Origin of the sequence: Catellatospora vulcania, from assembly GCF_009720385.1 — a bacterium.
Taxonomy (GTDB): Bacteria; Actinomycetota; Actinomycetes; order Mycobacteriales; family Micromonosporaceae; genus Catellatospora; species Catellatospora vulcania.
Window position 1 is genome coordinate 179,573 of record NZ_WARX01000001.1, and the last position, 14,680, is coordinate 194,252.

The window sequence follows — 14,680 nt, forward strand, 5'->3', positions numbered from 1 at the left end:
GGGTGAGGGTGTGGGGGCGTGGTCAGGCGAGGAAGGTTTTGGCGCGGGTCAGGGCTTCGGCGTCGGCAGAGATGTCGCCGGGGCGGTTGCCGTAGCCGATGAGTGCGCCGCCCCAGTGCATGCCGAGGTAGCGCGCTGACAGGCGCAGGGTGCCGAGCAGGGGGTCGGCGGTGGTGCGGTCGGTGGAGCTGATGGTGGTGACGGCCGAGAGGGTCTTGCCGCGCATGCGGGCCTTGAAGTCGGCGCCGGGGACGCGCAGCCAGCCCGACCAGTAGTCGAGGTAGAGCTTGGCCGAGGCGGAGACGCTGTACCAGTACAGCGGGGAGGCGATGACGAGGTGGTCGGCGGCCAGGGTGGCGTCGAGCAGGATCTTCTCCGCGCCTTCGGGCTGGGGGTAGACGCCGTCGCCGGCGTGCCGGATGTCGGCGAACGGGGCCAGCGGCAGCTCTCGCAGGTCCAGCCAGGTCTGGGCGGCGTGCGCGGGGAGCTCGGCCGCCGCGGCGCGGGCCAGCGTCTCGGTGTTGCCGCCCTCTCGCGCCCCGGCGAGCAGGAAGAGGTAGGTGCTGGGGTCGTGCGGCACGGCGGGTTCTCCTGTCGGAAACGATTCATGCTCACGCATTAGATGCGTGAGCATGAATACTGCCATCGGGTCGGCCGTCAGTCCAGACCGGAGTGACGCCCGTTACGAGGCGAGGCCCAGGATCTCGGCGGCGGCGCGGCCGTTGGCGTGGCTCGCGCCGTACGTGGTGACGAAGGCCTTCACGCCGCTCGGCCGCCAGCCGGCGGGCCAGCCCATCTCCACGACAGCCAGCGGGTGCACCGCGGCGAGCTGCTCGGCCAGGGACCGGGCGGCCGGGTTGCGGTGGGTGTGCCGTCCGACGAGCACGATGGGACGTCCGGCGGCGGCGTCGATCAGTGCTCCGGCGCTGGTCTCGTCGGCGGCCACGGCCAGCTGCGGGGTGCCGTCGAGGTGCGGCGACAGGCCCCACGGCACGGCGCCCTCGGCGATGGTGTGCCCGGCCCGCAGCTGTACGACGAACGGCTGCTCGAACCCGGTCAGGCTGCCCTCGACGCTCACCGCTCGCCGTGCCGCGTCGTAGCCCAGCCGCGGGCTGAGCTCGATCTCCTCGATCCCGTGCGTCCACGCGGCCAGCGCCTGGTTGCGGGCGACCGCCTGCTCGACCCGAGCGACCGGCAGCGTGCCGTCGGCCAGCGCGCCGGCGATGGCGGCGGCCACCCGCTCGGTGATCTCCAGGTCGATGTCCGCGCCGAGGCACAGCAGGTCCGCCCCGGCTGCCAGGGCCCGTACGGCGGCCGGGCCGATGCCGCCCGCGGCGCGGGCAGCGCCCTGCATCTCCAGCGCGTCGGTGACCACGGTGCCGGTGAAGCCGTACTCCCGGCGCAGCACGTCGACCAGCAGCGTCTCGCTGAAGGTGGCCGGGTCGTCGCCGGTGATGGCGGGCACCCGGATGTGCGCCGTCATGATCGCCTTGGTGCCCGCCGCGATGACGGCCGCGAACGGGGGCAGCTCGCGGTCGCGCAGCAGCTGCGGCGTCACGTCGACGGTGGGCAGTTCGAGGTGGGAGTCGGCGATGGTCGCGCCGTGCCCGGGGAAGTGCTTGGCGCAGGCGGCCACCCCGGCCTGCTGGAGGCCGACCACGGCCGCGGCGGCGTGCGCGGCGACCCGGACCGGGTCCGCGCCGAACGACCGGGTGCCGATGACCGGGTTGTCGGTCGCGGTGTTGACGTCGACGGTCGGCGCGAGGTTCAGGTTGATGCCGACGTCGGCCAGCTCCCGCCCGATGGAGTGGTACACCCGGCGGGTCAGGTCGAGGTCGCCGATCGCGCCCAGCGCCGCGTTGCCCGGGTACGGGCTGCCGGTGCGGTGGGCCAGCCGGGTGACGTCGCCGCCCTCCTCGTCGATGGCGATCAGGGTGTCCCGGCGCGCGGCCCGCAGCTGTGCGGTCAGCCCGGCGAGCTGCGCCGGGTCGGCGACGTTGAACCCGAACAGCGTGTAGCCGGCCAGGCCCTCGCCGAGCAGGCCGGTGGCCCACTCGGGGGCGGTGTGGCCCTCGAACGCGGCGAGCATGGTGCGCAGTGCCAGCCGGCGCAGACCTGGATCAGTGGTCACGGTGTCCTCCGCTTCGACCCGACTTTGGTGGTGGGCCCTTCGGCCAGTGTGGTCGGGTCTTGCCATCCATAGTGGTTTTGTGCGCGTAGGCCGTAGGCTACGGCCGTACTGGTTAAGGTAACCCAATCTAATAAGAAACTTTACTAAAAGCCAGCGGCGCGCCGACACCCGGTGCTGCATGCCGAACTCTAGGATGACGCACCATGGCCGCAGTTTCCCAACCCGGCACCCCCCGGCTGCTCCGCGCGCTCAATGACCGGGCCGCGCTCGAGCTGCTGCTGGCCCGGGGCCCGCTCACCCGTTCCCAGCTCGGCGAGCTGACCGGGCTGTCCAAGGTCACCGCCTCCCAGCTGGTCGAGCGGCTGGAGGAGCGCGGCCTGGTGCGCCGGGTCGGCGAGCAGGCGGGCGGCCGCGGGCCCAACGCGCAGCTCTACAACGTCGCCCCGAACAGCGCGTACGTGGTGGGTGTCGAGGTGGGCGACGAGCACGTGGTGGCCGCCTGCGCCGACATCACCGGGGCGGTGGTGGGCCGGGTCGAGGTGTCCACCAAGCCCGACGCCAACGGCGGCGGTGAGGACCCGGTCCGGCTGGTGCACAACGCCGTCGTCCAGGCGGCCGAGCAGGCCGGCGCGCAGCTCGGCGACGTACGCCGCATCGTGCTGGGCACCCCCGGCCTGGTCGACCCGAACACCGGCGACATCGTCTTCGCCTTCAACCTGCCCCGCTGGCAGCGCGGCCTCGCCGCGGCCCTGCGCGACGACCTGCACACCACCATCGTGTTCGAGAACGACGTGAACCTCGCCGCGGTCGCCGAGTCGCACCACGGCGCGGCCCGCGAGGTGGGCGACTTCCTGCTCGTCTGGATCGGCCAGGGCGTCGGTCTGGCCGTGATGCTCGGCGGCCGGCTGCACCGAGGCACCGCCGGGGCGGCCGGTGAGATCGGCTACCTGCCGGTGCCCGGCGCGGACATCCCGCGCGAGGTCAGCCGGCGCGGCAAGGGCGCCTTCCAGCAGGTCGCCGGGGCGGACGCGGTCCGCCAGGTGGCCCGCGAGCACGGCTTCCGGGCCGGCACCGCGGCCGAGGCGGTCAAGGCCGCGATCGCGGCCGGCACCAAGGGCGGCCCGGTGCTCGACGAGGTGGCCCGGCGGCTCGCGCTGGGCGTGGCGGCCTCCTGCATCGTGCTCGACCCGCCGCTGGTCGTGCTCGCCGGCGAGGTCGGCGCGGCAGGCGGCACCCCGCTCGCCGAGCGCGTGCAGCACGAGGTAGCCGCGATCAGCCCGGTCGCCCCGCGGGTCGTGGTGACCGGCGTCGCCGACGAACCCGTGCTCCAGGGCGCGCTGCTCACCGCCCTCGACGCGGTCCGCGACGAGGTCTTCGGCTCCACCGTCGACTGATCCGAGCCCCCGCCCGACGGGATCGGGCGGGGGTCCGGCAAGCATCAGGCCAGGTCGCGGCGGCGGAAGTTGGCGAACGCGGCGGCCAGCAGGGCGGCGGTCAGACCTGCCACGACCATGCCGCCGCTGAGCCGGGTGATCACCAGGTCGCCCGTGCCGTCGAGGCCGTGCCAGTACGTCAGGTCGCCGGTGATGAACGCGGACAGATAGCTGGACAGGAAGTACGGGTCGTACGGCAGCATGCCGCCGATCTCGAAGACGATGCGCGCGCCCGCCTCCCAGATCAGGAAGTAGCCGACTGCGATGCCCAGCGCAGCCGCGGTGTGCCGGGCCAGCGTGGCCAGCGCGAAAGCGCACGCCGCACCGGCCGTCGACAGGGCGACGGCGCGCCAGCTCAGCGCGGCGAGGTCGCCCCAGAAGGCCACTCCCGTGTCACCGGGCCAGCCCGAGGTGTACGCGATCAGGTAGAACGTGCCCACGTAGAGCGCCGTGAAAAGGATGGAGAAGAGCGCCACGCAGCCGGTCAGCGCGGCCAGCTTGGCCCCGAGGATCGCCGAGCGCTGCGGCCGCCACAGCAGCAGGTTGGTGATGCCGCCGCTGCTCATCTCGGCCCCGATGAACGACGCGGCGACCACGAAGGCGAAGAAGCTGAGATACACCGCCAGGAACACGGTCAGGCCCCGGATCTCCTGGTCGAACACGAACGCGTCCTCAAGGTAGGGCGCGGCCTTGATGTCGGCCGGGTCGCCCGCGGCGTCGCAGCCGTCGGCGAACATCGCCTCGGCGCTCTCCTTGTCGTCCCGGAACGCCGCCTCGCAGTTCGCCTTGAACCTGACGAGGCTCTCGCGCCGCTCCGCGGCGGACTTCTGCGCCGCCGCCCAGGTCCCGTCGCTGGGCCGGGTCGAGTTGGCCAGCGTCGTCGCGGCGGTGACGCCGAACACGGCGAGCAGGCCGATCACCATGATGAGCGTGAACCGCCGCGACAGCAGCCGGCTCACCTCGGCACGTACCAGGTTCATGCCCGCTCCTCGCTTCCCACGCTCACGTCGGATCCCCGCACGTCGAGGTCGATGAAACTGCCCGCGGGCGGCTGGCGGCGGGTCGGCACGGCTATCTGCGGCGGCGCGTCCGGGGCGGGCCGGGTGCCGGTGAGATCCAGGAAGACGCTCTCCAGGTCGGGGGTGAGCGGGGTCAGCTCGGTCAGCCAGAGCCCGGCCCGGCCGAGGGTCTCGCTGATCGCGGCCGGGCCGCTGACGCCGCCCACGAACAGCACGCCGTCGGCGACCCGCACACTCGCCCCGGCCGCCCGCAGCAACCGCGCGGCCTGCTCGACGTCGGCGACCCGCACCAGGTGCTCGCCGGTGTCGTGACCGGCCAGCACCACCGACACCGGGCCGTGGGCGACCCGGCGGCCCCGGTCGATGATGGTGACCGAGTCGCAGACCTGCTCGATCTCGGACAGCAGGTGGCTGGACAGCAGCACCGTGACGCCCTGCGCGGCCAGGTCGCTCATCAGCGTGCGCATGGCGTGGATGCCGGACGGGTCCAGCCCGTTCGCGGGCTCGTCCAGAATGAGCAGTTCCGGCCGTTTGAGCAGGGCGGAGGCGACGGCGAGCCGCTGGCGCATGCCGAGCGAGTACACCTTGACCGGCTCGTCCGCGCGGTCGCGCAGCCCGACGGTGGTCAGCGCCTCGTCCACCCGCCCCTTGGGCAGCCCACCCGCGGTGGCCAGCAGCTGAAGCGTCTTGCGGCCGCTGAACGGGGTGAAGAACGCCGGGCTCTCCACGATCGCGCCGACCCGGTGCGCCACGTCGCCGAACCGGGCGCTGGGCGTGTCGAGGATGCGCATCACGCCCTCGTCGGGCCGCAGCAGGCCGAGCAGGGTGCGCAGGGTGGTGGTCTTGCCCGAGCCGTTGGGGCCGAGGAAGCCGTGGACCTGGCCCTTCTCGACGTGCATGTCGAAGCCGTCGAGGGCTGTCTTCTCCTCGCGCCACAGGCTGTGGAACGTCTTGCACAACCCGCTGATCTCGATCACGGCGGTCACAGCGCCTCCCCAATCGGTCTGTGTGCCGCCTCACCGTATGTGATCCGGCGGAGGCCATGGGGTCCCGGCGTCGGCCGGACTGTGATCTGGCTGGCAGGTCTGCACCCCGGCGGGGGCGGCCGTGATTGGATATCGGCGTGTCAGGACTGCACCGCGTTGCTCAGACCGTCCACGAGGTGAACCGGGCGGTCGCCCCGGACGACCCCGATCTCGTCATCGCCGCCGACGGTGTCGACGTCGTGCGCGAGGGCAAACACCTGCTCCGGGACATCTCGTGGCGGGTGGAACTGGACGAGCGCTGGGTGGTGCTCGGCCCCAACGGCGCGGGCAAGACCACCCTGCTGCACCTGGCCGCGGGCCGCGCGCACCCGACCAAGGGCGCCGTGTACGTGCTCGGCGAGCGCATCGGCCGCGTCGACATGAACGAGCTGCGCACCCGGATCGGCCTGTCCACGGCGGCGCTGGCCGAGCGGGTGCCCGCGGGCGAGCTGGTCCGCGACGTGGTGGTGACCGCGTCCTGGTCGGTGGTGGGCCGCTTCCGCGAGGCGTACGACCCGATGGACGAGGCCCGCGCCGAGGAGCTGCTCGCCGAGTGGGGCATGGCCGGGCTGGCCCAGCGCCAGTACGGCACGCTGTCGGAGGGCGAGCGCAAGCGCACCCAGATCGCCCGCGCCCTGATGACCGACCCCGAGCTGCTGCTGCTGGACGAGCCCGCGGCCGGGCTGGACCTGGGCGGCCGGGAGGACCTGGTGGCACGGCTGTCCGAGCTGGCCGCCGACCCGGACGCGCCGGCCCTGGTGCTGGTCACGCACCACGTGGAGGAGATCCCGCCGAGCTTCACCCACGCGCTGCTGCTGCGCGAGGGCGGCATCGTCGCGGCCGGGCCGATCCCGGAGACGATCACGTCGGACAACCTGTCGGCGACCTTCGGCCTGCCGCTGGAGGTCACCTCGGCCGAGGGCCGGTTCACGGCCCGCGCCAGGTGACCCGCCGCTTCACCCCCGGCGAGACCGTCGTCCGGCGGGAGATCATGCACGGCGAGGTGTGGTTCGGGTACGCGGGAGTCTGCGTGCAGGACACCGACGACCTGCTGGCCACGTTCGTGCCCCCGGGCACCCGGTTCGGCTTCCCCGCGTCCGGGACGTTCCCGGTCGGCGAGCACCCGTACCTGCTGGAGGGCAAGCAGGAGTGGCGCGGCCACGGCATGCTCTGCCTGCACTTCCCGGGGGTCGACCACGCGATCTTCGTGTTCTGGACGGGTCCGCAGCGCGAGTGGAACGGCTGGTACGTCAACCTCCAGGACGCGCCCCGGCGTACCGCCATCGGGTTCGACACCCTGGACCACGAGCTGGACCTGAACGTCCCCGCGACCACCGGGCAGTGGGAGTGGAAGGACGTCGAGGCCTTCGCGCGCACCGGCCCGGCCCGCTACCCCGGGCGGATGGCGGCGATCCAGGCCGAGGGCGACCGGGTGGCTCAGTTGCTGGAGGCCGGCGAGCGGTGGTGGGACGAGTCCTGGGCCCGGTGGCAGCCGGATCCGGCCTGGCAGCCGCGACCGCTGCCCGCGGGATGGGACGAACTCGCGCCTACCTTGCCCTGACCCGTCACGATCGTAGGTATGCGCACGCTCCTGAACATCCTGTGGTTCATCTTCGGTAGCGGCTTCCTGCTGGCCATCGCGTACGGGCTGGCCGGCATCATCTGCTTCGTCCTGATCGTGACCATCCCGTTCGGGGTGGCCTCGTTCCGGCTCGCCCGGTACGCGCTGTGGCCGTTCGGGTACACCATCGTGGAGAAGCCCAGCGCCGGGCTGGCCTCGACGCTGGCCAACGTCGTCTGGCTGATCGTGGCGGGCTGGTGGCTGGCGCTGATGCACATCGTCACCGGCATCGCCCTGTGCATCACCCTGATCGGCATCCCGTTCGGCGTCGCCAACTTCAAGCTGGTGCCTGCCGCCCTGTGGCCGCTCGGCCGGGAGATCGTCGAGCGCCCCTGACCGTCGTGCCGCGGTCGGCCCGTCCCGGATCCGGGACGGGCCGACCGTGCCGCGCTACCGGTGTTGTTCGAGGGCGCGCTGGATGGAGCGGTAGATGCGGCCGAAGCGCGACTCGTCGGCCACGCGCAGCAGGAGCAGCTCGCGGCCGCGCCACACCGCCCAGATCTCGTGCATCGAGATGCCCTGGTCGTAGCTGTGGTCCAGGCGGTGCAGCGTCCACTCCAGGGCGGGACCGGCCAGGCCGACCAGCAGCACCACGACCGCCAGCGGCACCAGCACCCGGCCCGCGGCTCCGGGGTCGCCGACCGTGGCGGCGATCAGGTAGATGAGTCCGAGCAGGGCGAGCACCGCCCCGACCACGACGCCCGCGTTGAGCGCGCCGCGTCCGGCCAGCCGGCGCATGGACCGCGGATCTGCGGTGATCTCGCGGTGCCAGACGTACTCCAGATCCTCGAGCCGGAAGACGCGGTCGTGGATGTGGATCGCGGTCGAGGTGACTTCGACCGCGGGATCGCGGTAATAGACGATCATCGCAGCCTCCGGCCCTCACCGTAGGCGATGCACGCAAACCGCCTAAGCTCGTCCTATCGGCACTCGATGAGGAGGCAGCGGTGGGCGAGTTCGTGAACGTGGAAGTCGACGCAGGGATCGGCACCATCCGGTTGGAACGCCCGCCGATGAACGCGCTCAACGTCCAGGTCCAGGAGGAGCTGCGGGCCGCGGCCCAGGCGGTCACGACCGACAGCCGCATCGCCGCCGTCGTCGTCTACGGCGGACCGAAGGTCTTCGCGGCCGGCGCCGACATCAAGGAGATGGCGGACATGTCGTACGTGGACATGTCAGCTCGCGCCGGTGCGCTGAGCAGTGCCTTCGACGCCGTCGCGCGCATCCCGAAGCCGGTCGTCGCGGCGATCACCGGCTACGCCCTGGGCGGCGGCTGCGAGCTGGCCCTGGCCTGCGACTGGCGGGTCGTCGCCGAGGACGCCAAGCTCGGCCAGCCCGAGATCAAGCTGGGCATCATCCCCGGCGCGGGCGGCACCCAGCGGCTGGCGCGCCTGGTCGGCCCGGCCAAGGCCAAGGACATCATCTTCTCCGGCCGCATGGTCGACGCCGAGGAGGCGCTGGAGATCGGGCTCGCCGACCGGGTGTGCGCCGCGGACATGGTGTACGACCAGGCCAAGGCACTCGTCGCGGGTTACGTGAACGGTCCGGCCCAGGCGTTGAAGGCGGCCAAGCTGGCCATCGACGGCGGCCTCGACCGCGACCTCGCGGCCGGTCTGGCCTGGGAGTCCCAGCTGTTCGCGGCGCTGTTCGCCACCGAGGACCGGCGCGAGGGCATGACCGCTTTCGTGGAGCGCCGCCCGGCGAAGTTCATCGGCCGCTGACGAGTTTGTGAGTCCTCTTCATATTTTCCTGCGTGCTGGATAGGCTCCCGGCACACGAAGGGACACGGTCATGGCTGAGACCTCTGACATCGCTGTTTCCGGCCACGGTGGACAGCTCGCGCTGGCCGCGTTGCAGGCCGCGGGCGTACGCGAGATGTTCACCCTCTCCGGGGGGCACGTCTTTCCGCTGTACGACGCCGCCCATCAGGTCGGCTTCCCGCTCTACGACGTGCGGCACGAGCAGACCGCGGTGTTCGCCGCCGAAGCGGTCGCCAAGCTGCAGCGCCGTCCGGGCGTCGCGGTGCTCACCGCCGGTCCCGGTGTCACCAACGGTGTCTCCGGCCTGACCAGCGCCTTCTTCAACGCCGCGCCGGTGCTGGTGCTCGGCGGCCGGGCGCCGCAGTTCCGCTGGGGCTCCGGTTCGCTGCAGGAGATCGACCACCTGCCGATCGTCGCGCCGGTCACCAAACACGCCGCCACCGTCACCGCCACCGACGACATCGCGTCGGCGGTGACGACCGCGCTGGAGCACGCGCTCGCCCCGCACCGCGGACCGTCGTTCCTGGACCTGCCGCTGGAAGTCGTCTTCAGCACCGGAGACGGCAAGGCGGTCGCACCGCAGGTCCAGGTGCTGGAGCCGGACCCGGACCTGGTGGAGAAGGCCGCTCGCCTCATCGCCGGCGCGTCGCGGCCCGTGATCATCGCGGGTTCGGACGTGTACGGCGGGGACGCCACCGAGGCGCTGCGGGCCGCGGCCGAGGCGCTGACCGTGCCCGTCTTCGCCAACGGCATGGGCCGCGGCTCCCTGCCCCCGAGCCACCCCCTCGCGTTCGCCAAATCCCGCCGCAAGGCCCTGGACGGGGCCGACGTGGTGGTCGTCGTCGGCACCCCGCTCGACTTCCGCCTCGGCTTCGGCGACTTCGGCGCGGCCCAGGTCGTGCACGTCGTCGACGCGCCGAGCCAGCGCGCCGAGCACGTCTCCGTCGCCGTCTCGCCCGCGGGTGACCTGCGCGCGATCCTGTCCGGCTTCGCGGCGTACGCGGGGGACCGGGTGGACCACGCGGACTGGGTGGCCACGCTGCGGGCCGCCGAGCAGGCCCAGGCCGCCAAGCACGAGCTGGAGATGCAAGCCGACACCGAGCTGATCAAGCCGGCCCGGGTCTACGGGGAACTGCGCAAGGTGCTGGCCGCCGACGCGGTCACCATCGGCGACGGCGGCGACTTCGTCTCGTACGCCGGGCGCTACCTGGAGCCCTCGGTCCCCGGCAGCTGGCTCGACCCCGGCCCGTACGGCTGCCTCGGCACCGGCATGGGCTACGCGATGGGCGCCCGCGTCACCTACCCCGACCGCCAGGTCTGCGTGCTGATGGGCGACGGCGCCGCCGGCTTCTCCCTGATGGACGTCGAGTCCCTGGTCCGCCAGAAGCTGCCCGTCGTCATGGTCGTCGGCAACAACGGCATCTGGGGCCTGGAGAAGCACCCCATGCGCGCCATGTACGGCTACGACGTCGCCGCCGACCTCCAGCCCGGCCTGCGCTACGACGAGGTCGTCAAGGCCCTCGGCGGCGGCGGCGAAACCGTCGCCAAGGCCGCCGACCTCCCCGCGGCCCTCTCCCGCGCCTTCTCCGCCGGCGTCCCCTACCTCGTCAACGTCATCACCGACCCCGCCGACGCCTACCCCCGCTCCGCCAACCTCGCCTAACGCCCCCCGGCGCCCCGCCCCGCGCCCCCCGCGCGCCGCGCTGCGCCGCGCTCCGAACGAAGGAAGGGCACCTTCTTAACGCCATGCGTAGAGGAGGGTGCCCTTCTTAACGCCCACCCTCCGGCGCGCTGCCGCGGGAGGGGGAAGATCGCTGTTTCGTGTCAGAAACTGTGGTCAGACCGCAGATCATGACCAGAAACAGCGATCTTCGCCGACCCGAGACCTGCACCGGGGCGGCGATCAGCGCCGACCCGAGACCTGCACCGGGGCGGTGATCAGCGCCGAGCCGAAGACCGTACCGGGGCGGTGATCTTCGCCCCCGGCGGCCGGGGCGGCGGGCGGCGTCTTCAGCACGAACGTGAACGGAACCGGTAGCGGCCCGGTCGACGCGACGACCCGCACACCCCGCTGCTCGAAGCCCCGAACATGCCGTGCCCGGTCACCGTGCGCAGTGGTCGGCGGCGGGCGGTCAGGCCGCCGCCGACCGCTGCTGGTCAGGCTGCCGCCGGTTCCGGTGCGGGCTCGGCCGCCGGTGCGACTGCCCGGGTGCGCCCCGCGACGAGGACCGCGCCGAGGGCCCACGGGATCCAGACGACCTCGGTCAGCACCCGCAGCAGGGCGGGGGAGACCGGCAGCCACGGGATCATGATCAGCCCGTGGTCGATCGCGCCGAGCAGCGCGAAGACGGCCACGATCAGCGTTGTCATGCCCAGCTTGCGGGCGTGGGTCTCCCGCAGCGCCAGGCCCAGCAGGGCGAAGCCCGCGCCGTACAGGGCGAGGCCGATCGGGTGCAGCACGCTGCCCATGTCGAGGGTGCCGAAGACGCCGACGGTCAAGCCGCCGACCGCCAGCAGCAGCCCGAGCATGGCGCGCTTGGAGTCGCGCAGGCGGCGGTAGTAGAGGCCGATCGCCAGCAGCCCGAGCACGATTGCGCCGCCGAACGCCCACTTGACCTCGATGCGCGCCAGCCCCGAGGCGGCGTACTCGCCGTACCAGTCGCAGTCGGAGGGCAGGTGCTGCCGTCCGCCGTCGTAGCCGGCGCAGGCGTACATCTTCAGGGTGGCGGCGGGCTCGCCGAGGTAGCGGTGGGAGCCGATGGCGGGCAGGTCGTCGTCGCCGCAGGCGGGCACAGTACGGATGTTCGTGTCGGACATGCCCGTCCAGCAGCTGCCGACGCCCTGCCCGTCCCACCAGAAGTTCAGCCCGTTGGGCTCGGACTCGCCCTTCTCGCTGACCCCCATCACGTTGTCGAGGTAGCGGTTGTGGTGCGAGGTGTCGAACTGCTGCGCGAACTCGGTGTCGTTGCGCACGAACCCGGGTACGAAGCTGGTCACGAACCCGGAGTACCGGTTGCCGTAGATGTGGTTGCCGCGCCAGATGTTGTAGTTGCCGCCCGGGTTGACCACGCCCGCGCCGACCGGCAGGCCGACCGCCGGGCACACCACGCCCTGCTCGTACCCGCGCTGCTCGAAGGGCTTCTTGCAGGTGCCGTCGACGATGTGCCGGTAGTAGTCGGTGTTGTTGTTCGCGATGACGTTGTTCTCGAACTTCGAGTGGTTCTGCGGCATGCCCGGGTGGTCGGGGAAGGCGCTGTCGGTGGCGATGCCCGCGGTGTTCTCGGTGAAGACGCTGTCGTGCACCCAGACCGAGTCACCGGCCGTGCCGGAGTAGCCCAGCGTGTTGTGGTGGCCGTAGCAGCGCTGGATCTCCACGGCGTAGCGCGGCACGTCGTGGCCCCGGTCCTTGTTGATGTTCGAGGCCGCGCCGGGGTAGAAGGCGGAGTCGCCGTTGCCGTAGCCCTCGCAGTCGGTGTAGAGGCCGTGGTCGACGGCGAAGGTGAGGAAGGCGTACTCGTCGTTCCAGCGGCCCATGGTCCGGTCGACCACGAAGCCGTCGGTCTCCATGATGTAGAAGGCGTTGAATTGGGCCCGCTGGGCGGACATGTTGCGGAAGTACACGCCGTCGGCGTTGTCGGCCCGGATCGCGTTGAGCTTCTTGTACTGCGCGTCGACGAGCACATCGGCCGGGTTCGCGCCGGTGCCCTCCAGCTGGAGGTTCTTCTTGCCGAGGATGGCCACCAGATTGGCCAGGTGCGGGCAGGCGAGCTGCTGGTCCCAGGTGAGCACCGGGTAGCCGTAGATGCGGCCGCGTACCGCGCCGTTCTCCATGGCGGCGCACTGGGGGCTGGCCGGGGCGATGCTCGGCTCCTCCAGGTACACCCCGGGCAGGATCTTGATGTTGGTGCCGGGCAGGTGGGCGGCGTCCACGGCCTGCTGGATGTGGCGGAACCCGTCGTTCTGGCACTGCGTCCACAGCTGCTCGTTCACGGCCTTGAGCTCGGCCGGGAAGGCGGCGATGCGGGTCGCGAAGTCGGCCGGGTCGGTCTTGCAGACCAGCAGGGTGGGCCCGGTGGTGCGGTAGACCGGGACGCTGCCGGTGCCGTCCAGCTCGCGGGTGGCCCGCTCCTCGTGCGCCGAGGCCGCGGTGGCCGGGCCGAGTATCGCTATCGCCGCCACGGCGACGATGCCGAGCAGACGTGTGTATGCCTTCATGGCGGCGGAGCCTAGAGAAGGTTTCACGTTCGCACCAGACCCGTCGGCGCGACACGCTGCCGTTCATCTGTCCGGGTGGCGAGCCTGGTGCGAACATGAAAAGTTCTCTAAACTCCGCGCGACGGGAATCACACCTGGCCCGAGGGACCCCCCATGACCGAACCGGCCACGCTCACTACGGCTGACCCCGCAACGCCCCCGCCCGCTCCGTTCGCCGAGCCGCAACGGCCGGTCACCGGCCGCTGGATCAGCCTGTTCGCACTGGCCTGGCTGGGCATCTGGATGGCGCAGCTGACCCCCGTGCAGCTGCTGCTGCCGATCCAGGTCGAGGCGCAGCTCAAAGCCGCGGACTGGGTCGACAACGTGGTCGCCTTCGGCATCGTGTCCGGCATCGCCGGCGCGTTCGCGCTGATCGCGTACCCGCTGACCGGCGCTCTCTCGGACCGCACGGTGTCGCGGCTCGGCCGCCGCCGTCCCTGGATCATCTTCGGCGCGCTGCTGTTCGCCGCCTCGCTGGTGGTGCTCGGCCTGCAGGACGACATCGTCGGCATCGGCGTGTGGTGGACGCTGACCCTGGTCGGCTTCTGCGTGCTGACCGCGGCCCTCACCGCCACCATCTCCGACCAGGTTCCGGTCGGCCAGCGCGGGTACGTCTCCGGCTGGATCTCCGCCCCGCAGGCGATCGGCACCATCCTCGGCATCGTGCTGGTCACCGAGCTGGCGCTGAGCCAGGTCATCGGCTACTCCCTGATGGCCGGGCTGCTCGTGCTGCTGGTGCTGCCGTTCGTGCTCGGCGCGCCCGACGAGGTGCTGCCGCGCTCGGCCCGGCCGCCGTTCAGCTTCCGCGACCTGGCCGCCGGGTTCTGGATCAGCCCGCGCCGCTACCCCGACTTCGGCTGGACGCTGCTCAGTCGCATCCTGGTCAACGTCGGCAACGCGCTGGGCACCACGCTGCTGCTCTTTTTCCTGATGTACCACGTCAAGGTCGAGAAGGCCGAGGACGCGCTGCTCGTCCTGACGCTGATCTACATGCTGTTCGTGGTGCTGGCCGCGCTGTTCCTCGGCCGGCTGTCGGACCGCATCGGACGGCGCAAGGTCTTCGTTCTCGTCTCGTCGGGGTTGCAGGGCGTCGCCGCCGTGCTGCTGGCGTTCTTCCCGACCCTGACCGTGGCCACGATCGGCGCGGGCCTGCTCGGCCTGGGCTACGGCTGCTTCCTGTCGGTGGACCAGGCGCTGGCCACCCAGGTGCTGCCGGACCCGGCGGCCCGCGGCAAGGACCTCGGCATCATGAACATCGCCACCGCGGTGCCGCAGGCGATGGCCCCGCTGCTCGGCGCGTTCGTCGTCGCGCAGCTGGGCGGCTTCGGGCCGTTGTACGTGGCGTCCGGTGTGATCTCGGTGCTCGGCGCGCTCGCCGTGCTGCCGGTGAAGGGAGTGCGCTGATGACTCTGGCGCTGCAGGTGTCGGCTCCGTCCA

14 protein-coding genes are annotated in these 14,680 nt (G+C 71.9%); 7 read left to right on the forward strand and 7 right to left on the reverse strand.

The genetic code is table 11. From position 1 onward, the window contains the following. Positions 1–22: 22 nt before the first annotated feature. Positions 23–580 carry an NAD(P)H-dependent oxidoreductase gene (locus F6W97_RS19995; RefSeq protein WP_230686828.1) on the reverse strand — a complete coding sequence of 186 codons (558 nt, stop codon included), beginning with the start codon at positions 578–580 and terminating at the stop codon, positions 23–25. 102 nt (positions 581–682) lie between these two features. Beyond that, a complete protein-coding gene (locus F6W97_RS20000; protein ID WP_155371983.1) occupies positions 683–2,131 on the reverse strand; it encodes a glycoside hydrolase family 3 protein in 1,449 nt (482 codons plus the stop codon). Between the two features lie 203 nt (positions 2,132–2,334). On the opposite strand from F6W97_RS20000, the gene F6W97_RS20005 reads away from it, so the two are divergent. Next, entirely contained in the window at positions 2,335–3,525 is a 1,191-nt protein-coding gene (locus F6W97_RS20005; protein WP_155371984.1) for an ROK family transcriptional regulator, read from the forward strand. A gap of 44 nt (positions 3,526–3,569) precedes the next feature. On the opposite strand, the gene F6W97_RS20010 is transcribed toward F6W97_RS20005, so the two are convergent. After that, a complete protein-coding gene (locus F6W97_RS20010) occupies positions 3,570–4,544 on the reverse strand; it encodes an ABC transporter permease subunit (RefSeq protein WP_155371985.1) in 975 nt (324 codons plus the stop codon). Beyond that, positions 4,541–5,569, reverse strand: coding sequence for an ATP-binding cassette domain-containing protein (locus F6W97_RS20015; RefSeq protein WP_155371986.1), 1,029 nt, complete (start codon positions 5,567–5,569; stop codon positions 4,541–4,543). The genes F6W97_RS20010 and F6W97_RS20015 overlap by 4 nt, the downstream gene beginning before the upstream one ends. 146 nt (positions 5,570–5,715) lie before the next feature. Between F6W97_RS20015 and F6W97_RS20020 the strand changes: the two genes are divergently transcribed. Genes F6W97_RS20020 through F6W97_RS20030 form a run of 3 tightly spaced genes read left to right on the forward strand, consistent with a single transcriptional unit; the run spans position 5,716 to position 7,565 of the window. Beyond that, a complete protein-coding gene (locus F6W97_RS20020) occupies positions 5,716–6,555 on the forward strand; it encodes an ABC transporter ATP-binding protein (protein ID WP_155372986.1) in 840 nt (279 codons plus the stop codon). Then, positions 6,552–7,169, forward strand: coding sequence for a ribonuclease FAU-1 family protein (locus tag F6W97_RS20025; protein WP_230686829.1), 618 nt, complete (start codon positions 6,552–6,554; stop codon positions 7,167–7,169). The genes F6W97_RS20020 and F6W97_RS20025 overlap by 4 nt, the downstream gene beginning before the upstream one ends. Positions 7,170–7,187: 18 nt before the next feature. Then, the gene (locus tag F6W97_RS20030; protein ID WP_155371987.1) at positions 7,188–7,565 is read left to right on the forward strand and encodes a YccF domain-containing protein; all 378 of its coding nucleotides are present in this window, start codon (positions 7,188–7,190) and stop codon (positions 7,563–7,565) included. A 54-nt stretch (positions 7,566–7,619) separates the two neighbouring features. Here F6W97_RS20030 and F6W97_RS20035 read toward each other — a convergent pair whose 3' ends face one another. Continuing rightward, complete coding sequence (locus F6W97_RS20035; RefSeq protein WP_155371988.1) at positions 7,620–8,096, reverse strand: DUF6232 family protein; 477 nt, start codon at positions 8,094–8,096, stop codon at positions 7,620–7,622. Between the two features lie 80 nt (positions 8,097–8,176). Between F6W97_RS20035 and F6W97_RS20040 the strand changes: the two genes are divergently transcribed. Both F6W97_RS20040 and F6W97_RS20045 read left to right on the forward strand, forming a co-directional pair. Beyond that, a complete protein-coding gene (locus F6W97_RS20040; RefSeq protein WP_155371989.1) occupies positions 8,177–8,950 on the forward strand; it encodes an enoyl-CoA hydratase-related protein in 774 nt (257 codons plus the stop codon). Positions 8,951–9,020: 70 nt separating this feature from the next. Further along, complete coding sequence (locus F6W97_RS20045; protein ID WP_155371990.1) at positions 9,021–10,652, forward strand: acetolactate synthase; 1,632 nt, start codon at positions 9,021–9,023, stop codon at positions 10,650–10,652. A gap of 240 nt (positions 10,653–10,892) precedes the next feature. Here F6W97_RS20045 and F6W97_RS20050 read toward each other — a convergent pair whose 3' ends face one another. Continuing rightward, positions 10,893–11,054: a hypothetical protein gene (locus F6W97_RS20050; protein WP_155371991.1), complete on the reverse strand. Its 162-nt coding sequence runs from the start codon at positions 11,052–11,054 to the stop codon at positions 10,893–10,895. A 92-nt stretch (positions 11,055–11,146) separates the two neighbouring features. Next, positions 11,147–13,204: a hypothetical protein gene (locus F6W97_RS20055; protein WP_155371992.1), complete on the reverse strand. Its 2,058-nt coding sequence runs from the start codon at positions 13,202–13,204 to the stop codon at positions 11,147–11,149. Between the two features lie 153 nt (positions 13,205–13,357). Here F6W97_RS20055 and F6W97_RS20060 point away from each other — a divergent pair, with 153 nt between their 5' ends. Beyond that, positions 13,358–14,647, forward strand: coding sequence for an MFS transporter (locus F6W97_RS20060; protein ID WP_155371993.1), 1,290 nt, complete (start codon positions 13,358–13,360; stop codon positions 14,645–14,647). Positions 14,648–14,680 lie beyond the last annotated feature (33 nt).